Origin of the sequence: Streptomyces rectiverticillatus, from assembly GCF_013394065.1 — a bacterium.
GTDB classification, from domain to species: domain Bacteria; phylum Actinomycetota; class Actinomycetes; order Streptomycetales; family Streptomycetaceae; genus Streptomyces; species Streptomyces rectiverticillatus.
In genome coordinates this window covers 2,802,670-2,821,273 of the sequence record NZ_CP040752.1, presented here as the reverse complement: position 1 = coordinate 2,821,273, position 18,604 = coordinate 2,802,670, and the positions used below count along the sequence as shown (strand labels likewise).

Annotated in this window: 14 protein-coding genes; 12 read left to right on the top strand and 2 right to left on the bottom strand. The window is 73.2% G+C overall.

Translation table 11 applies throughout. The features are described from left to right. Positions 1 to 44 precede the first annotated feature (44 nt). The 3 genes from FGW37_RS12155 (at position 45) to FGW37_RS12145 (ending at position 5,023) form a co-directional block, all read left to right on the top strand. Positions 45 to 2,570, top strand: coding sequence for a HelD family protein (locus tag FGW37_RS12155; RefSeq protein WP_425506518.1), 2,526 nt, complete (start codon positions 45 to 47; stop codon positions 2,568 to 2,570). A gap of 464 nt (positions 2,571 to 3,034) precedes the next feature. Beyond that, positions 3,035 to 4,468, top strand: coding sequence for an NAD-dependent malic enzyme (locus tag FGW37_RS12150; protein ID WP_179081085.1), 1,434 nt, complete (start codon positions 3,035 to 3,037; stop codon positions 4,466 to 4,468). Positions 4,469 to 4,741: 273 nt separating this feature from the next. Beyond that, positions 4,742 to 5,023, top strand: coding sequence for an HU family DNA-binding protein (locus FGW37_RS12145; protein WP_004951951.1), 282 nt, complete (start codon positions 4,742 to 4,744; stop codon positions 5,021 to 5,023). A gap of 232 nt (positions 5,024 to 5,255) precedes the next feature. Here FGW37_RS12145 and murA read toward each other — a convergent pair whose 3' ends face one another. After that, on the bottom strand, positions 5,256 to 6,599 hold the full coding sequence (murA, locus tag FGW37_RS12140) for a UDP-N-acetylglucosamine 1-carboxyvinyltransferase (RefSeq protein WP_179081084.1): 1,344 nt from the start codon (positions 6,597 to 6,599) through the stop codon (positions 5,256 to 5,258). Positions 6,600 to 6,828: 229 nt separating this feature from the next. Between murA and FGW37_RS12135 the strand changes: the two genes are divergently transcribed. Next, positions 6,829 to 7,425 (top strand): YqgE/AlgH family protein, encoded by a 597-nt coding sequence (locus FGW37_RS12135; RefSeq protein WP_179081083.1) that lies wholly within the window; start codon positions 6,829 to 6,831, stop codon positions 7,423 to 7,425. Positions 7,426 to 7,456: 31 nt separating this feature from the next. Here FGW37_RS12135 and FGW37_RS12130 read toward each other — a convergent pair whose 3' ends face one another. Next, positions 7,457 to 8,326: a LysR family transcriptional regulator gene (locus FGW37_RS12130; RefSeq protein WP_179081082.1), complete on the bottom strand. Its 870-nt coding sequence runs from the start codon at positions 8,324 to 8,326 to the stop codon at positions 7,457 to 7,459. 104 nt (positions 8,327 to 8,430) lie between these two features. On the opposite strand from FGW37_RS12130, the gene FGW37_RS12125 reads away from it, so the two are divergent. From FGW37_RS12125 to FGW37_RS12090, 8 genes are all read left to right on the top strand, one after another. Next, a complete protein-coding gene (locus FGW37_RS12125) occupies positions 8,431 to 9,636 on the top strand; it encodes an MFS transporter (RefSeq protein ID WP_179081081.1) in 1,206 nt (401 codons plus the stop codon). Then, complete coding sequence (locus tag FGW37_RS12120; RefSeq protein WP_087927915.1) at positions 9,623 to 9,925, top strand: DUF3039 domain-containing protein; 303 nt, start codon at positions 9,623 to 9,625, stop codon at positions 9,923 to 9,925. Before FGW37_RS12125 ends, FGW37_RS12120 begins: the two co-directional genes overlap by 14 nt. A gap of 241 nt (positions 9,926 to 10,166) precedes the next feature. Beyond that, the gene (locus FGW37_RS12115; RefSeq protein WP_179081080.1) at positions 10,167 to 11,531 is read left to right on the top strand and encodes an extracellular solute-binding protein; all 1,365 of its coding nucleotides are present in this window, start codon (positions 10,167 to 10,169) and stop codon (positions 11,529 to 11,531) included. Between the two features lie 3 nt (positions 11,532 to 11,534). Next, positions 11,535 to 12,458, top strand: a complete 924-nt coding sequence (locus FGW37_RS12110) for a carbohydrate ABC transporter permease (RefSeq protein WP_179081079.1) — start codon at positions 11,535 to 11,537, stop codon at positions 12,456 to 12,458. Further along, on the top strand, positions 12,455 to 13,354 hold the full coding sequence (locus tag FGW37_RS12105; protein ID WP_179081078.1) for a carbohydrate ABC transporter permease: 900 nt from the start codon (positions 12,455 to 12,457) through the stop codon (positions 13,352 to 13,354). Before FGW37_RS12110 ends, FGW37_RS12105 begins: the two co-directional genes overlap by 4 nt. A gap of 5 nt (positions 13,355 to 13,359) precedes the next feature. Next, positions 13,360 to 15,102, top strand: a complete 1,743-nt coding sequence (locus FGW37_RS12100) for a beta-N-acetylhexosaminidase (RefSeq protein WP_179081077.1) — start codon at positions 13,360 to 13,362, stop codon at positions 15,100 to 15,102. A gap of 297 nt (positions 15,103 to 15,399) precedes the next feature. Then, positions 15,400 to 16,296, top strand: coding sequence for an FAD binding domain-containing protein (locus FGW37_RS12095; protein WP_179081076.1), 897 nt, complete (start codon positions 15,400 to 15,402; stop codon positions 16,294 to 16,296). Next, positions 16,293 to 18,596, top strand: a complete 2,304-nt coding sequence (locus FGW37_RS12090; RefSeq protein WP_179081075.1) for a 2Fe-2S iron-sulfur cluster-binding protein — start codon at positions 16,293 to 16,295, stop codon at positions 18,594 to 18,596. Before FGW37_RS12095 ends, FGW37_RS12090 begins: the two co-directional genes overlap by 4 nt. The last annotated feature ends 8 nt before the right edge of the window (positions 18,597 to 18,604 follow it).

Genomic DNA, 18,604 nt, shown 5'->3' with positions numbered 1-18,604 from the left:
CGTACGGTTGACGGCTGCCCTAGGCACAGCAGAAGGGGGCTTGGGTGGCCGCGCAGAACGCCACACACGCGCAAGTGGCGACCGGACCGCAGAGTGAGCCCGACGGGGTCCGCGACCGCGAGATCGGTACCGAACAACAGCATCTGGACCGGGTCTACCGGCGCCTGGAGGAGAAGATCCACGAGGCCGAGTTCCTCATGGACGACGCCGCCAAGCGCGGGCAGGTCGGCACGCCCGGCGCGCTCGCCGAGCGGGACGCCCAGGTCTTCCGCGCCGGGGTGCACCTCAACCGGCTCAACAACGAATTCGAGGACTTCCTCTTCGGCCGCATCGACCTGCTGCTCGGCAAGGACGGCAAGAAGGGCCCCGACGGCGCCTACACCTCCGTCGAGCCCGCCGACGACGCCGTCCGCAACGATCGGGCCGAGATCGCCGAGACCCTGCACATCGGCCGCATCGGCGTCCTCGACGCCGACTACTCCCCGCTGGTCATCGACTGGCGGGCGCCCGCGGCCGCGCCCTTCTACCGCGCCACGCCCGTCGCGCCCGGCCGCGTCGTCCGCCGCCGCGTCATCCGCTCCAAGGGCCGCCGCGTCCTCGGCGTCGAGGACGACCTGCTGCGCCCGGAGCTGACCGCCACCCTCGGCGGGGACACCCTGCCGGTCGTCGGCGACGGCGCGCTGATGGCCGCGCTCGGCCAGGCCCGCAGCCACACGATGCGCGACATCGTCTCCTCCATCCAGGCCGAGCAGGACATGGTCATCCGCGCGCCCGCCGCGTCGGTGACCGAGGTCGAGGGCGGCCCGGGCACCGGCAAGACCGCCGTGGCCCTGCACCGCGCCGCCTACCTGCTCTACCAGGACCGCCGCCGCTACGCGGGCGGCATCCTCGTCGTCTCCCCGACCCCGCTGCTCGTCTCCTACACCGAGGGCGTGCTGCCCTCCCTCGGCGAGGAGGGGCAGGTCGCCATCCGGGCCGTCGGCTCGCTCGTCGACGGCGCCGAGGCCGATACGTACGACGAGCCGGCCGTGGCCCGCATCAAGGGCTCCTCGCGCATGCTCAAGGTGCTGCGCAAGGCGGTCCGCGGCGCGCTGGAGGCCTCCGGCCCGGACGCGGCGGCCGGACGGGCACCCGGCGCCGCACCGGGCGGCCGCGGCGCCGCACCGGAGGGACCCGGCGCCGCGCCGGTGGAGCGGGACGGCCAGTTGTCGCTCGACGGTGGACTGTTCGACGGTGGGCTGTTCGACGACCCCGCCGGCGGTCTCGGCCGGCCCGGCCGCACCGGCGCTCGCGCCGGCCGGCCCGGCGTCCCCGACCGGCTGCGCGTCGTCGCCTTCGGCGCCCGCATCGAGCTCGGCGCCGAGGATCTCAAGCGCATCCGCAACGCCGCCCTCGGCGGCACCGCACCGGTCAACCTGCTGCGCCCGCGCGCCCGCAGGCTGATCCTCGACGCCCTGTGGTCCAGGGCCGGCGGCCCCAAGCGCTACACCGACCCCGAGCTCGCCGCCGAGGCCCGCTCCGCCTTCGACGAGGACATCACCACCGAGGACGACTTCCTCACCTTCCTCGACGCCTGGTGGCCGGAGTTGACGCCGCGTCAGGTGCTGGCGGGCATGGCCGACGAGAAGCGCCTCGCCCGCTCCGCGCGCCGGGTGCTCAACCCGCGCGAGATCCGGCTGCTGGCCCGTTCGCTGCGCCGCCTGGACGCCGCCGGGCGCGGCCCGCTGTCCGTGCACGACGTGGCCCTGCTGGACGAGCTGGAGACGCTCCTCGGCGCCCCGGCCCGCCCGAAGAGGCCGCGCGAGTACGACCCGCTCGACCAGCTCACCGGGCTGGAGGAGCTGATGCCGCAGCGCTCGGAGTCGCGCCGCGAGCGCGCCGAGCGCCTGGCCGAGGAGCGCCGCGACTACGCGCACGTCATCGTGGACGAGGCGCAGGATCTGACGCCCATGCAGTGGCGCATGGTCGGCCGCAGGGGCCGTACCGCCACCTGGACGATCGTCGGCGACCCGGCGCAGTCCTCGTGGTCCGACCCGGACGAGGCCGCCGCCGCCCGCGACGAGGCGCTCGGCGCCCGCCGGCGCACCCGCTTCCGGCTCACCGTGAACTACCGCAACCCCGCGGAGATCGCCGGGCTCGCGGCCAAGGTGCTGGCGCTGGCGATGCCGGGCATGGAGTCCCCGGTGGCCGTCCGCTCCACGGGCGTCGTGCCGCGCTTCGCCGTCGCGGGCAAGGCCCTCGCCCCGGCCGTCCGGGCCGAGGCGGAGCACCTGCTGGCGGACGTCGAGGGCACGGTCGGCGTGGTCGTGCCCATGGCGCGGCGCGCGGAGGCCCGCGGCTGGCTGGCCGGGCTCGGCGACCGGGTCGTGGTGCTGGGCAGCCTGGAGGCCAAGGGCCTGGAGTACGACGCGACGGTCGTCGTCTCGCCGGCCGACATCGCGGACGAGTCCCCGGCGGGCCTGCGGGTGCTGTACGTGGCGCTGACCCGCGCCACCCAGCGGCTGACGGTGCTCTCCGGCGAGCGCGACGACCCGGACGCGGACGGGGTGCCGGACCTGCTGCGGGACTGAGGCCGCGCGGCACAGGGTCGCGCTATGGCGGTGGAATGACGCTCCCCCAGCTGCCGCCGGGGGAGCCCCCGCGGGCGAACTTCCCCGGGTGGAATGACTTTCCAGGGCGGTTTGTTAGCCTGGGTGTGGCACCGGCTCGATCCAAGCCCCCGGGCCCAACCTTAGTCGCTTCGAGCGACCACTTGCCGCGAGGCGAGCATGGCGGGTCGGTGTCATCAGTGTCCCGGCGGGCGCCCTTTCTTCCGAGAGGGGCGCCCGTCGGCGTTTCCGGGCCGGGCGGGCGTGGCCCGGCAGCGTCACCGACGACCTCTTATATTGCGGAACTTTATTTCCGAAATTCATCCCTGGTTACCGCCTACCGGTCGGTAGGTGGGACGATCGTTACTTGCGCTCCCTCGGTCGGCGTCCCGCCGGCCCGGCGGTGCGCGCATCAGCGAAACAAGGGAAAGCAGAGGAAGTCGGCCATGGCAACGGCGCCTAGCGTCTCGTACTCGATGACGGTCCGGCTGGAGGTTCCCGCCGGCGGGACCGCGGTCAGCCAGCTCACCACGGCCGTGGAATCCTCCGGCGGCTCGGTGACCGGCCTGGACGTGACCGCTTCCGGTCACGAGAAGCTGCGGATCGACGTCACGATGGCGACGACCTCGACCGAGCACGCCGACGAGATCGTCGAGAAACTGCGCGGCATCGAGGGCGTCGTCCTGGGCAAGGTCTCCGACCGCACCTTCCTGATGCACCTCGGCGGCAAGATCGAAATGGCCTCCAAGCACCCCATCCGCAACCGCGACGACCTCTCCATGATCTACACCCCCGGCGTCGCCCGCGTATGCATGGCCATCGCCGAGAACCCCGAGGACGCCCGCCGCCTGACCATCAAACGCAACAGCGTCGCCGTGGTCACCGACGGCTCCGCCGTCCTGGGCCTGGGCAACATCGGCCCCATGGCCGCCCTGCCCGTCATGGAAGGCAAAGCGGCCCTCTTCAAGCGGTTCGCCGGTATCGACGCCTGGCCGATCTGCCTGGACACCCAGGACTCCGACGCCATCGTCGAGATCGTCAAAGCCATCGCCCCCGGCTTCGCCGGCATCAACCTCGAAGACATCTCCGCCCCCCGCTGCTTCGAAATCGAAGCCCGCCTGCGCGAAGCCCTGGACATCCCCGTCTTCCACGACGACCAGCACGGCACCGCCATCGTCGTCCTGGCCGCCCTGACCAACGCCTTGCGCGTGGTCGGCAAGCACATCGGCGACGTACGCGTCGTCATGTCCGGCGCCGGCGCCGCCGGAACGGCCATCCTCAAACTCCTGATCGCCGCCGGCGTCAAACACGCCGTCGTCGCCGACATCCACGGCGTCGTCCACGCCGCACGCCCCGACCTCATCGACGCCGGCCCCGAAACCGCCCTGCGCTGGATCGCCGACAACACCAACCCCGAAGGCATCACCGGCACCCTCAAGGAAGCCGTGCACGGCGCCGACGTCTTCATCGGCGTCTCCGCCCCCAACGTCCTCAGCGGCGACGACGTCGCCGCCATGGCCGACAACGCCATCGTCTTCGCCCTCGCCAACCCCGACCCCGAAGTCGAACCCGGCATCGCCCGCCAGACCGCCGCCGTCGTCGCCACCGGCCGCTCCGACTTCCCCAACCAGATCAACAACGTCCTGGTCTTCCCCGGCGTCTTCCGCGGCCTCCTCGACGCACAGTCCCGCACGGTCAACACCGACATGATGCTCGCCGCCGCCACCGCCCTCGCCGACGTCGTCACCGAAGACGAACTCAACGCGAACTACATCGTCCCCAGCGTCTTCAACGACAAGGTCGCCGGGGCGGTCGCGGGGGCGGTCCGCGAGGCCGCGAAGGCCGCCGGTGCGGCTGTGACGGGCACCACGACCGTCTGATGACGGCGCGTCGCGGGCCCACGGGCCCGCGACCTGCCCCTAAGGTGTCGGGCAGAAATCAGGCCGCAGAAATGCGGCTGTATCCGAGGCTGTGCCGCTTTCCGTGTGACTCTCCAGGGTGCCGGATTGGCTTTCCCGCCACTGGTGGGGGCAGGATGCGTAACCGGGCGCGAGGGTCTGGCAACGGACCCGGGTCCGGGGACTGTCCGAGGGCCCTGGCAGCATCGGCTTCGATCTCACGCCTCATTGGCAAGAAGAACACGGGAGTACAACATGAACCGCAGTGAGCTGGTGGCCGCGCTGGCCGACCGCGCCGAGGTGACCCGCAAGGACGCCGACGCCGTTCTGGCCGCGCTCGCCGAGACCGTCGGCGAGGTCGTCGCCAAGGGCGACGAGAAGGTCACCATCCCCGGCTTCCTGACCTTCGAGCGCACCCACCGTGCCGCTCGGACCGCTCGCAACCCGCAGACGGGTGAGCCGATCCAGATCGCTGCCGGTTACAGCGTGAAGGTCTCCGCGGGCTCCAAGCTCAAGGAAGCCGCCAAGGGCAAGTAAGGCCTTCAGCGCTGCGCTCAGCGCTGGAAGGGCGGTCACCCCGGGCCGGGGTGACCGCCCTTCGGGCTTTTCCCGGGCTTCTACGGGCCCTGCAAGGCCCGCGGACGGCCTACGGCCACCTGGATGCACGAAAGCGCCTGTACGGGCCTTGAATGGCTCGTACAGGCGCTTACGGCCCGTCAGAACGGCTGCGCTCAGGCGCCGGTGCGGCGACCCCCGACCGGGGGCCGCGTCAGGCGTTGGTGTCGCCGCCGGGCATTTCCACGTTGGCGCCGAGGTCCTTCAGCTTCTGCATGAAGTTCTCGTAGCCGCGGTTGATCAGGTCGATGCCGTGGACCCGCGAGGTGCCCTCCGCGGCCAGGGCCGCGATCAGGTACGAGAAGCCGCCGCGCAGGTCGGGGACGACCATGTCGGAGCCCTGCAGCTTCGTGGGGCCGGAGACGACCGCCGAGTGCAGGAAGTTGCGCTGGCCGAAGCGGCAGGCGGAACCGCCCAGGCACTCGCGGTACAGCTGGATGTGAGCACCCATCTGGTTCAGCGCCGAGGTGAAACCGAGGCGCGACTCGTACACCGTCTCGTGGACGATCGACAGGCCCGAGGCCTGCGTCAGGGCCACGACCAGCGGCTGCTGCCAGTCCGTCTGGAAGCCGGGGTGGACGTCCGTCTCCAGCGCGATGGCGTTGAGCGAGCCGCCCGGGTGCCAGAAGCGGATGCCCTCGTCGTCGATCTCGAAGGCGCCGCCGACCTTGCGGTAGGTGTTGAGGAAGGTCATCATCGAGCGCTGCTGCGCGCCGCGCACGTAGATGTTGCCCCCGGTGGCCAGCGCCGCGGACGCCCAGGAGGCGGCCTCGAGGCGGTCGGAGAGCGCGCGGTGGTTGTAGCCGCCGAGCTTGTCGACACCGGTGATCCGGATGGTCCGGTCGGTGTCCATGGCGATGATCGCGCCCATCTTCTGCAGTACGCAGATGAGGTCCTCGATCTCCGGCTCCACGGCCGCGTTGGACAGCTCGGTGACGCCCTCCGCCAGGACGGCGGTCAGCAGCACCTGCTCGGTCGCGCCGACCGAGGGGTAGGGCAGGCGGATCTTGCAGCCGCGCAGCCGCTGCGGGGCCTCCAGGTACTGGCCGCCCTCGCGCTTCTCGATGGTCGCGCCGAACTGGCGCAGCACCTCGAAGTGGAAGTCGATCGGCCGGCCGCCGATGTCGCAGCCGCCCAGGCCGGGGATGAAGGCGTGGCCGAGCCGGTGCAGCAGCGGGCCGCACAGCAGGATCGGGATGCGCGAGGAGCCGGCGTGCGCGTCGATGTCCGCGACGTTGGCGCTCTCCACGTACGTGGGGTCGAGGACCAGCTCACCGGGCTCGTCGCCGGGGCGGACGGTCACACCGTGCAGCTGCAGCAGTCCGCGCACGACGCGCACGTCGCGGATGTCGGGGACGTTGCGCAGTCGGCTGGGGCCGTGCCCGAGCAGCGCGGCGACCATGGCCTTCGGCACGAGGTTCTTCGCGCCGCGGACACGGATCTCGCCCTCGAGCGGGGTACCGCCGTGGACAAGCAGGACATCGTCAGGGCCGGTCATGGATCTCGCGTTCCTGGAGTTGGGCAGGGGGCAAGAAGAAAGGGTAATGCGACGAGGGGGCCGTCCTGCATGCCTGAGGGGGCTCCGGGCACGTCATGGCTTTGCAACAACACGCTCCGTTAATGGAATGGTCGCTACCGGTTATCGGCGGGGCGCCGGGGGCCGCCCCTTTCTTGCCTGAGTGGGCGTCCACCCCCCGCACGGGCCCGAAATGCGGGATCATGTGCCCATGTCCGAGGTGTCCTCGCTCACAGGACGACTGCTTGTCGCGACACCGGCGCTCGCTGACCCGAATTTCGACCGCGCGGTGGTGCTGCTGCTCGACCACGACGAGGAGGGTTCCCTCGGAGTGATCCTGAATCGCCCGACCCCCGTCGGGGTGGGCGACATCCTGGAGTCCTGGGCCGCGCTGGCCGGGGAGCCGGGCGTGGTCTTCCAGGGCGGGCCCGTCTCGCTCGACTCGGCGCTGGGCGTGGCCGTGGTGCCGGGGGAGGGGAACGACAAGACGGGCGCCTCCGCAGTCGTCGGCGACGGCCCGCTCGGCTGGCGCCGCGTCCACGGCGCGATCGGCCTCGTCGACCTGGAGGCCCCGCCGGAGCTGCTCGCGGCCGCCCTCGGGTCGCTGCGGATCTTCGCCGGCTATGCCGGCTGGGGCCCCGGCCAGCTGGAGGAGGAGCTGGTGGAGGGCGCGTGGTACGTGGTGGAGTCCGAGCCGGGCGACGTGTCGTCGCCCGACCCCTCGCAGCTGTGGCGTGCGGTGCTGCGGCGCCAGCGGAACGAACTGGCGATGGTCGCCACGTATCCGGACGACCCGAGCCTGAACTGACGCCCCGCTGTGCCTTCGGGGCATCGCCGGATCAGCCCGTCGCGAGCATGCGCAGCAGGCGTTCCGCCAGCGGATGCGCGCCCTTCGCCGGCACCGCGAGCCGCACCGGCACCTGTGGTGCGTTCTTCAGGCGGACGAAGCGCACGCCGGGGTGCGTGTACCGCTCGGCGGCCGAGCGCGGCGTCACGCCCACCCCGTGGCCGGCCGCCACCGACTCCACCCACTCGTCGAAGTTCCCCGCGGTGCACGCCACCGCCGGCCGATCGCCCTCCGGCCACAGCTCCGGGCGTGTCGTCCCGCTGACGGTGTTCACGACCAGCGGCAGCGCGGCCAGCTCCGGCCAGTCCAGGACCCGGCGGCGGGCCAGCGGCGAGGAGCGGGCGACGGCCGCCACCCGGTCCTCGTGGAAGAGGATCCGGCTGCGCACGCCGGCCGGTTCCGCGCCGCGCAGCACGGCCACGTCCGTCTCGCCCGTGTCGAGGCCGGCGAGGGCCGCGTCGCGGCGTACGAGCCGTACGCCCGCGCCCGTAGCCGCCTTGAAGTCCTCCACCAGCCGCGCGCACGCCTCCGGCAGCAGCCAGGTGAACCCCAGCCGCAGCACGGTCTCCCGGCAGGGTGCGCGCAGGGCGTCCTCCAGGCGGGGGAGCAGCGCGCCCAGCTCCTCGTACAGCCGCTGTCCGGCGGGTGTAGGGGCGACGCGGCGCGTGGTCCGTTCCAGCAGCCGGGAGCCGGTCGCCTCCTCCAGGGACTGCACCGCGCGGGTCAGCGCGGGCTGCCCCATGCCGAGCCGGGCCGCGGCGTAGGTGAAGCTGCGCTCCTCCACGACGGCGGTGAAGCAGCGCAGTTGGCGCAGGCCGACGTCGGGGACGCCGCCGGGGACGCCGCCGGGGTGCTCATTCATGCGGCCCCAGCATAAATGGGCCCCGCGAGGCATTTCCCCGCCCCTGTGCCGGCTGCCTAGCGTCCCCGCCGTCATATCGGATGCAAGACGACGGGAGACGCGCCGTGCGCAAGGTCCTGCTGCTGGCCCTGGGGTCCTTCACCCTGGGCCTCGACGCCTACGTCATGGCCGGGCTGCTGCCCGCCATCGCCGACGACACCGGGACGGACGTGGCCCTCGCCGGGCAGCTGGTGACCGCCTTCACCCTCGCCTACGCCGTGTCCGCGCCGCTCTTCGCGAGCCTGCTCTCCGGCCGCCGGCCCCGGGCCGCCCTGATCGCGGCCCTCGCCGTCTTCACCATCGCGAACGGCCTCACCGCGCTCGCGCCGGGCTTCGGGTCCCTGATCGCCGCCCGGGTGGCCGCCGGGGCCGGGGCGGGGCTGTACTCGGCGCTGTCCACGGCGGCCGCCTCCTCGCTGGTGCCGGCGGAGCGCCGCGGCCGGGCGCTCGCCCTGGTCATGGGCGGGATGAGCGCGGGCACGGTGCTGGGCGTGCCGCTCGGCGTCCTGCTCGCCGAGCACACCGGCTGGCGGGCCACGCTGTGGCTGGTCACCGCCCTGGGCGCGGCCGCCCTCGCGGGGCTCGCGGCGCTGCTGCCGCCGCTGCCCGCACCGCCCGTCGCCGTGGCCGCCAGGGAACGGCTCGCGGCCCTCGCGGACCGGGCCGTCGCGCCCGTCGTCGCCGTCTCCTTCCTCGCGGCCGTCGCCAGCCTGGGCCTCTACACCTACCTCGCGCCGGTCATGGAGTCGGCCGGCGGCGTGCACGGCGTCACCCCGTACCTGTGGGCGTGGGGTGTGGGCGGCGTCCTCGGCAGCCTCGCCGCGGGGCCGCTGGTCGACGGGGGCGCCCGGCCGCGGGCGCTGGTCGGGGCGGTGCTGGCGGGGATCGCCGTCGCCCAGGCCGCGCTGCCCCTCCTCGCGCCCGTCCCGCTCGCCGCCGGGCTCGCGCTGGTGCTGTGGGGCGCGGCCGGCTGGGCGCTGCAGGTGCCCCAGCAGCACCGGCTGCTCACGCTGCGGCCCGGCCGCGGCACCGTGGTCCTGGCCCTGAACAACTCCGCCCTCTACCTGGGCAGCGCGGTCGGCTCCGCGCTCGGCGGGCTCGCGCTCTCCGCGGGCCTGCGGCCGTCCGCCCTGCCGTGGGCCGCCGCGGCCGTCGCGGGGGCCGGCCTGCTGCTCCACGCCCTCGCGGCGACCCGGGCGGGAAACGGCCGGACCGGGGATCGGTCCCCGGCGGTGTCCCCCAGTACCCTTGGAGACCATGAGCACTCTTGAGCCCGAGCGCGGGGCAGGGACCGGCACCCTCGTAGAGCCGACGCCGCAGGTGTCGCACGGCGACGGCGACCACGAGCGCTACGCCCATTACGTCCAGAAGGACAAGATCATGGAGAGCGCGCTCTCCGGTTCTCCGGTCGTCGCCCTCTGCGGCAAGGTCTGGGTCCCGGGCCGCGACCCGAAGAAGTACCCGGTCTGTCCGATGTGCAAGGAGATCTTCGACGGCATGGGCGCCGGCGGGGACAAGGACAAGGGCGGCAAGGGCGGCAAGGGCGGCGACAAGAAGTAGGGCCCGGCTCCCCGCCGCCGGAACCACCGGATCTTTCCCGGCCCCCGGGATGCGCTGAGGCGCGTCCCGGGGGCCGCGTGCGTGCGGGCCGGGCGCCGCGTGCGTTGCGCAGGGTGCTTTTGCGGATCACGGAGTGGTGGAGACCTCTTGTCCGGGCCATGGCACGCCTCTACTCTCCTGCCAGTTGTGCTGAGCGAAACGCCCATTGCGTATGTTGCAACGCCACGCGGGAGGGGACCCTATGACGCTGTCCGGACGTCGCTTATCCGGCCGTCGCTTCTCCGGACGTGGCCTGTCCGGACGTGGCCTGTCCGGACGTGGCTTCTCCGCCTGGGCGGCCCTGACAGCGGCCGTCCTCGCCCTGACCGCCTGCGCCCCCTCCACCTCCGTCGGCGGCGCCCGCGGCGACGACAGCACGGGACGGCTGCGCGTCTGGCTCTTCCGAGAGGTCGACAACAAACCCAAGGCCGCCGTCGTCGACAAGGCCGTCGCCGCCTTCACCCGGGAACACCGCGGCGTCTCCGTCGACGTCACCTACATCCCCGTCGAGACGCGCGCCCAGCGGATCAAGGCCGCCTTCAACGACCCCGCGAGCGCCCCCGACGTCATCGAGTACGGCAACACCGACACCGCCGGCTACGTGCGCGACGGCGGACTGGCCGACGTGACCGCCGACTTCGCCGCCTGGCCCGAGGCGAAGGACGCCGACCCCGCCGCCCGCCGCTCGGTGACCGTGGACGGCAAGGTCTACGGCGCCCCGCTCTTCGTCGGCGTGCGCGCCCTCTACTACCGCACCGACGTCTTCCGCGAGCTCGGCCTCCGGCCGCCGCGCAGCCAGGCGGAACTGGCCGGGACCGCGCGCCGCATCCACCGGGAGCGGCCCGGGATGTACGGGCTCGTGGTCGGCGGCGCGTACACGTACGGGGCCCTGCCCTTCCTGTGGGCCAACGGCGGCGCGCTCGCGCAGCAGAAGGGCAGGAAGTACACCGCCGTGATCGACCGCGAGGACGCGAAGAAGGGCATCGCCGCGTACACCGGCCTGTTCGGCGACCACAACTGCCCGCCCGCCAAGTGCGCGCAGATGGGCGGGAACGCCACCGTCGAGGCGTTCGCATCGGGCAAGGCGGCCATGGCCATCGGCGGCGACTTCAGCCACCGGGCCGTCGAGAACGGCAAGGCCCGGGGCAAGTACGCGGTCGTCCCGCTGCCGGGCGCCGAAGAAGGCAGCATCGCCCCCGCCTTCGCGGGCGGGAACAACCTCGGTGTCCTCAAGGGCAGTTCCCACCGCACGCTCGCCGTCGCCCTGATGCGGACCCTCACCGGCAAGCGCACCCAGTCCGAGCTCTTCGACGCCATGGGCTTCCTGCCCACCTACACGGACGTGCGCCGGGAAGCGGCCCGCAGGCAGCCCTTCGCCGAACCCTTCGTGAAGACGCTCGCCGCGGGCGCCGCCTTCGTACCCGTGACCCCCGCCTGGGCCGCCATCGACGCCGGCCAGGTCCTGCCGACGATGCTCCAGGAGATCGTGAGCGGCCGCAGGAGCGTGGACGCGGCCGCCTCGGCCGCCGCGCGGAAGATGAACGCCGCCTTCAGGGCGGCGGGCTGAGCGATGGGTACCCGGAGCAGAGCAGCGGGGCGCGCCCGCAGCAGGTGGACGCCCTGGCTCTACCTCGCCCCTGCCCTCGTCCTCATCGGCGGACTGCTGGCCTACCCCGTATACGAGCTCGGCCTCATCTCCTTCCTGGAGTACACACAGGCCCAGGTCAGCGGCGGCCGGCCCACCTCCTTCCAGGGCTTCGGCAACTACGCGGCACTCTTCGGCGACACCCAGTTCCGCGAGGTGCTCGTCACGACCGTCCTCTTCGCGGCCGCCTGCGTGCTCTCCACCCTCGCCGTCGGCTGCGCGCTCGCCGTGCTCCTCACCCGCGTACGCGCCCTGCCCCGCCTCGTCCTGACGGCGGCCGCGCTCGGCGCGTGGGCCACGCCCGCCGTCACCGGCTCGACGGTCTGGCTCTTCCTCTTCGACCCCGACTTCGGGCCCGTCGACAAGGCGCTCACGTGGCTCGGCCTGTCCGGCTTCGAGGGCTACGCGTGGACGTACGACCGCTACAGCGCCTTCGCGCTCGTGCTCCTCGAAGTCGTCTGGTGCTCGTTCCCCTTCGTCATGGTGACCGTCTACGCGGGCATCCGGGCCATCCCCCGCGAGGTCCTGGAGGCGGCCGCCCTGGACGGGGCCTCGCAGTGGCGTATCTGGCGCGGGGTCATGGCGCCGATGCTCCGGCCGATCCTCGTCGTCGTCACCATCCAGTCGGTCATCTGGGACTTCAAGGTCTTCACCCAGATCTATGTGATGACCAACGGCGGCGGGGTCGCCGGACAGAACCTGACCCTGAACGTCTACGCCTACCAGAAGGCGTTCGCCTCCTCGCAGTACAGCCTCGGCTCGGCCATCGGGGTCGTCATGCTGCTGATCCTGCTCGCCGTCACGCTCGGGTACCTGCGGCTGCTCAGGCGCCAGGGGGAGGAGATATGAGCGTTACCCGTGTCCGCTCCCCTTGGGGATCCCGGTTCCCCCGCTTCCTCCGCGTCCGCCGCCCGTGGCGCCTCGCCGCCGAGGCCGCCGCCCTGCTGACCGCCGCCGTGGTGGCCTTCCCGCTCTACTGGATGGTCCTGTCGGCGGTGAAGCCGGCGGGTGAAGTGCAGTCGGAGCGGCCCCGCCCCTGGACGTCCGCGCCCTCCCTGGATGCCTTCCGCCGCGTCTTCGGCCAGCAGGACTTCGCGCGCTACTTCCTCAACAGCCTGCTCGTCGCGGGCACCGTCGTCGTGGTCTCCGCGGCCGTCGCCTTCCTCGCCGCGACGGCCGTCACCCGCTTCCGCTTCCGGTTCCGGACGACGCTGCTCGTCATGTTCCTCGTCGCCCAGATGGTGCCGGTCGAGGCCCTCACCATCCCGTTGTTCTTCCTCCTGCGTGACGCGGGGCAGACCGTTCCGGGCATCGGCCTGAACACCCTCGGGTCGCTGATCCTGCCCCACATCGCCTTCTCGCTGCCCTTCGCGATCTGGATGCTGCGCGGATTCGTCCGGGCCGTGCCGGAGGCGCTGGAGGAGGCCGCTTACCTCGACGGCGCGAGCCGCGCCCGCTTCCTGTGGCAGATCCTCTTCCCGCTGGTCTTCCCCGGGCTCGTCGCGACGAGCGTCTTCTCCTTCATCTCGACGTGGAACGACTTCCTCTTCGCGAAGTCCTTCATCGTCAGCGCCACGGAGAACTCCACCCTGCCGATGGCGCTCCTCGTCTTCTTCAAGGACGAGGGCAACGACTGGGGCGGCATCATGGCGGCGTCGACCGTCATGACCGTCCCGGTACTCGTCTTCTTCGTACTCGTACAGCGGAGGCTCGTGTCGGGCCTCGGCGGAGCGGTGAAGGACTGAATTCCATGAGGCATTCCGAGTCGTCCCTCGCGGGCCTGATTCCCGCCCCCCTGGAGTCCGCCCGGGTGGTCGGTCCCGGCCCTGGTCCCAGTCCCAGTCCCGGTCCCGATCCGGGTCCCGAATTCGGCCCCGGCCGCGAGGGTTTCTCCGTCGTCGACGAGGCGACGTGCATCGAGGCCCGGCCGGGCACCGAGGGCGTCGCACGCTGGCTCCGCGCCGCCGTCGGCGCCGCCACCGGGCTCCCGCTCCCGGACGGCGCGGGCGACGCGGACGGCGCGGGCGGCGAGGGCCGCGACAACCTCATCAGCCTGCGCATCGACGCCGATCTGGAGCCCGAGCTCGGGCCCGAGGGCTACCAGCTCTTCAACAGCGGATACGGGGTCCACATCCGCGGCAGCAGCGCGGCCGGGGTCTTCTGGGGCGCCCAGACCTTCCGTCAGCTGCTCGGCCCCGAGGCCTTCCGGCGGGCGCCGGTCACGGGGAAGCGCGAGTGGTCCGTGCCCACGTGTTTCGTCAGGGACTCGCCACGGTTCCGCTGGCGCGGCGTCCTCCTGGACGTGGCCCGCCACTTCCTCCCCAAGGACGGCGTGCTCCGCTACCTCGACCTCCTCGCCGCGCACAAGCTCAACGTCCTGCACCTGCACCTGACGGACGACCAGGGCTGGCGCATCGAGATCCTGCGCCGTCCCCGGCTGACGGAGGTGGGCGCCTGGCGCCCGCGCACCAAGGCCGGGCACCGGGCGTCGCCGCTGTGGGACGGGCGGCCGCACGGCGGGTACTACACGCAGGACGACATCCGCGAGATCGTCGCGTACGCCGCCGAGCGGCACATCACCGTCGTGCCCGAGATCGACATCCCGGGACACTCGCAGGCCGCCATCGCCGCGTACCCCGAGCTGGGCAACGCCGACGTCGTCGACACCGCCGCCCTGACGGTGTGGGACACGTGGGGCGTCAGCCCGAACGTCCTCGCCCCCTCCGACGCCACGCTCGCCTTCTACGAGGATGTCCTCACGGAGGTCCTCGGCCTCTTCCCGTCGACGTTCGTGCACATCGGCGGCGACGAGTGCCCCAAGGACCAGTGGAAGGCGTCGCCGGCCGCACAGGCCCGGATCCGGGAGCTGGGCCTGGCGGACGAGGACGAGCTGCAGAGCTGGTTCGTCCGGCACTTCGACCGCTGGCTGGCCGAGCGGGGGCGGCGGCTGGCCGGCTGGGACGAGATCCTCGAAGGGGGCCTGGCGGAGGGGGCGACGGTGTCCTCCTGGCGGGGCTACGCGGGCGGCGTCGCCGCGGCGCGGGCCGGACACGACGTCGTCATGTGCCCCGAACAGCAGGTGTACCTCGACCACCGGCAGGCGCCCGGTACCGACGAGCCCGTACCCATCGGCTACGTCCGCACCCTGGAGGACGTCTACCGCTTCGACCCCGTGCCGCCCGGTCTCACCGGCGCCGAGGCCGCCCGCATCCTGGGCGCCCAGGCCAACCTCTGGAGTGAGGTGACGGAGAACCAGCAGCGCGTCGACTACCAGGCCTTCCCGCGCCTGGCCGCCTTCGCCGAGGCCGTCTGGTCGGACCTGCCCGCGCCCGCCGAGCGCGACTACCCCGCCTTCGAACGCCGTATGACCGCCCATTACGCCCGGCTCGACGCCCTGGGCGTGGACTACCGGCCGCCCGGGGGCCCCCGACCCTGGCAGCGCCGCCCCGGCGTCCTCGGACGCCCGATCGAGGGCGCGCCCCCGATCGTGTGAGCCACGGCCAAGCTGCGCGCCGTTGCGCCGGACGGCTGGCACGGTAGTCCTTCACACACTGCCGTAAGTCGTAAAAAGGCCCCCTAAAATGGCAATCCGTACACAGCGGGGACACTCCCGGAAATCGGACCATTCGCATTGCCGGGGACGGATCGGCGGTTCGTGGACCCTCGCGACGGCGGAGTCCGAAGATGTGCCAGAGTTGCCACGTCCGGGCCGTGAGGACGTACCGTACGGCGGGATCGTACGGCGGGATCAGGCCGGACAGCCGGGACCACCGGGGAAGGGGCAGCTGGGTTGACCACGCACGCACCGCAGGCAGCGCACACGGTGACGCTGCCGGGCTCGCTCGACGAGGCCGTGGCGGCGCTGGCCGCCATGCCCGCGGCCGTGCCCGTCGCGGGTGGCACCGATCTGATGGCCGCCGTCAACTCCGGGCTGCTGCGGCCCGCAGGGCTCGTCGGCCTCGGCCGCATCAGCGAGATCCGCGGCTGGCAGTACCAGGACGGCCACGCCCTGCTCGGCGCCGGCCTCACCCACGCCCGGATGGGCCGCCCCGACTTCGCGGCCCTCATCCCGGCGCTCGCGGCCGCCGCCCGCGCCGCAGGCCCGCCCCAGATCCGCAACGCCGGCACCCTCGGCGGCAACATCGCCTCCGCCGCGCCGACCGGTGACGCCCTGCCCGTCCTCGCCGCCCTCGAAGCCACCCTCGTCATCGCGGGCCCCGGCGGCAGCCGCCGCGAGATCCCCGTAGGCCACCTCCTGACGGGCTACGAGATGCTCGGCCCCGGCGAGCTCATCGGCTACGTCCGCGTGCCCCTGCTGCACGCCCCGCAGACCTTCCTCAAGGCCACCGGACGCACCGGCCCGGGCCGCGCCACGGCGTCCGTCGCCGTCGTTCTCGACCCCGCCCGGCGGGGCGTGCGCTGCGCGGTGGGCGCCGTCGCACCCATGCCGCTGCGCCCGCTCGACGCCGAGCGCTGGGTCGCCTCCCTCATCGACTGGGACGGCGAGCGCACGCTCGCCCCCGAGGCGTGCGCGGCCTTCGGCGACTACGTCGCCGCGGCCTGCATCCCGGACCCCGCGCCCGCTCCCGACGGCGGGGAGCCGGGCACCCTGCCGCCCGCCGCGCTGCATCTGCGTCGTACGGTGGCGACTCTGGCCCGCCGAGCACTGGGGAGGGCACTCGCGTGAGTGACGAACAGCGACAGGCCCACGCCGCCGGCCCGGTCGGCTGGCAGCCGATCCCGCGCGGCGGGGAGTACGACGAGGGCACCACGTTCCTGCAACTGCCCCCGGAGCTCCTCGCGCACCCGGGCGCGGCCATGAACGGCACCGGCGCCTGGGACCCGCTGGCCGCGGCCGGCTCGGGCGGCTACACCCCGCCCTCCGCCGACTCCTGGCAGCAGACGCCGGCGGCGGCCGCCGCCGGGGCGGGTGCGGGTGCGGGTGCGCAGGGGCAGTGGGGGGTGCCCGGGGGTGCTTACGGGCACGACCACGGGCACGACCACGGCCATGGGCATGGGCATGGTCAAGGGCATGAAGGCGCGGGCGCCCATCAGGGCGGCTACCAGCCGGTGTCCGAGACTTCTGAGGCCCATGGCGGGGTGCACGGTGATGTGCACGGTGATGTGCACGGCGGAGCACATGACGCTGCCTACGGTGAGACGTACGGCGAGGGTGTGCACGTCGGTGGTGGCCTTGGTGATGGTCCTCATGACGGCGCTTTCCATGACGGGACCCTTCACGACGGTGGTGCCGACCCGCACGCCACGGCGGAGTGGCCGGCGCCCGGTGCAGGCTCGACGGGCCAGTGGTCCGTGCCGGCCGCGGGCGACGACCCCGTCGACGAGTCCGGTGAGTACCTCGTCCGCGGTGCCGCCCCGGAGGTGCCCGCAGCGCCGGTGGCGCCGTCGGCTCCCTGGTCGGCGCAGCCCGTAGACGACTCCTGGCGCCAATCGCTGGCCGCGGCCACCCCGGCCGCGGGTACGCCCGTCGTGGGCGCCGACACCGGCCAGTGGTCGGTCCCGGTTCTGCCGGAGGACGCGGCGGAGGCGGCGGAGAATTCCGCTTCCGCTCTGCCCGGCGAGCCTCCGGCCGTGGACGCGACGAGCACGTTCACCGTGCCGGCGTACGTCAGCGACGTCACCGGTACGGGCGATAATCCGGGCGCGGCCGGGCCGGAGAACGAGACGCCTGCCGCGGCTGTCTCCGCCGCCGAGGAGCCGTCGTCGGTGGCGGAGCAGGGGTTGGAGCCTGCGGGGCAGCCGGAGGGTCCCGGCGCCGAGCAGGGACAGGCGCAGGCGCAGGAGCCAGGGCACGAGCAGCAGCAGCCCGCGCCGCACCTGCACCCGCACGCGCACCCGCAGCCGACGTTGCCGACGCAGCAGGCGGTGCACGCCGAGTCGTTCGCCCACCCGGGCCCGGCCGAGCAGCACGCCCAGCCGACGCTGCCGGAGCAGTTCGTACCGCCGCAGGGATCGCCGGACGCGGCCGGTGCCGTAGCTGCCGGTGCCGTAGCCGCTGAGGCCGTAGCGGAGGAGGAAGCGACGGCGTCGTCCGCCGCGCCCGCCGACGGCCCCGAGCGCGATCACGACGCGCCCGGTACCGACGCCGATCCGGGTGCCGGTGCCGGTATTCCGGAACATGCCATCCCCGGCCCCGGCATCCCGGCGCACGACACCCTCGGCGGCGGCGATCCCCTCGGTGCTGCCAACCCCCTGGGGGCCACAAGCCACCCCGGCGGGTCCACAGGCCACCCCGGCGGTTCCACAGACCACCCCGTCGGATCCACCGGCCACCCCGTCGGATCCACCGGCCACCCCCTCGGGTCCAGCGGCCACCCCCTCGACCTCTCCGACCCCCTCGGCGTCCCGCACACCGAGCACCCCTGCACGTCGTACGTCCTGCGCGTCAACGGCACCGACCGGCCTGTGACCGACGCCTGGATCGGCGAGTCCCTGCTCTACGTCCTGCGCGAGCGCCTCGGCCTCGCCGGGGCCAAGGACGGCTGCTCGCAGGGCGAGTGCGGGGCCTGCTCGGTCCAGGTCGACGGGCGGCTCGTCGCGTCCTGCCTCGTCCCGGCGGCCACCACGGCCGGTGCGGAGGTCCGTACGGTCGAGGGCCTGGCCGTCGACGGCCGGCCGTCCGACGTGCAGCGGGCGCTCGCGGAGTGCGGCGCCGTGCAGTGCGGCTTCTGCGTGCCCGGCATGGCGATGACCATGCACGACCTCCTCGAGGGCAACCACGCCCCGACCGAGCGGGAGACCCGCCAGGCCATCTGCGGCAACCTCTGCCGCTGCTCGGGCTACCGGGGTGTGCTCGACGCGGTCCGGCAGGTCGTCGGCGAGCGCGAGCGCGAGGCGGTCGCGGCGCAGGAGCTTCAGGAAGCGGAAGCGCAGCAGCACGAGGTGCAGCCGGATGCGGATCAGGCCCGCATCCCGCACCAGGCGGGCCCACACGGCGGGGCCGGCGGAAAGGCGACGACGGCATGACGGGAAGC

Excerpts from the sequence above, each read along its gene's own strand:
- FGW37_RS12150 (WP_179081085.1), top strand. The coding sequence starts at position 3,035 with ATGGCAACGGCGCCTAGCGTCTCGTACTCGATGACGGTCCGGCTGGAG.
- FGW37_RS12145 (WP_004951951.1), top strand. The coding sequence starts at position 4,742 with ATGAACCGCAGTGAGCTGGTGGCCGCGCTGGCCGACCGCGCCGAGGTG.
- murA (WP_179081084.1), bottom strand. The coding sequence starts at position 6,599 with ATGACCGGCCCTGACGATGTCCTGCTTGTCCACGGCGGTACCCCGCTC.
- FGW37_RS12135 (WP_179081083.1), top strand. The coding sequence starts at position 6,829 with ATGTCCGAGGTGTCCTCGCTCACAGGACGACTGCTTGTCGCGACACCG.
- FGW37_RS12130 (WP_179081082.1), bottom strand. The coding sequence starts at position 8,326 with ATGAATGAGCACCCCGGCGGCGTCCCCGGCGGCGTCCCCGACGTCGGC.
- FGW37_RS12120 (WP_087927915.1), top strand. The coding sequence starts at position 9,623 with ATGAGCACTCTTGAGCCCGAGCGCGGGGCAGGGACCGGCACCCTCGTA.
- FGW37_RS12115 (WP_179081080.1), top strand. The coding sequence starts at position 10,167 with ATGACGCTGTCCGGACGTCGCTTATCCGGCCGTCGCTTCTCCGGACGT.
- FGW37_RS12110 (WP_179081079.1), top strand. The coding sequence starts at position 11,535 with ATGGGTACCCGGAGCAGAGCAGCGGGGCGCGCCCGCAGCAGGTGGACG.
- FGW37_RS12105 (WP_179081078.1), top strand. The coding sequence starts at position 12,455 with ATGAGCGTTACCCGTGTCCGCTCCCCTTGGGGATCCCGGTTCCCCCGC.
- FGW37_RS12100 (WP_179081077.1), top strand. The coding sequence starts at position 13,360 with ATGAGGCATTCCGAGTCGTCCCTCGCGGGCCTGATTCCCGCCCCCCTG.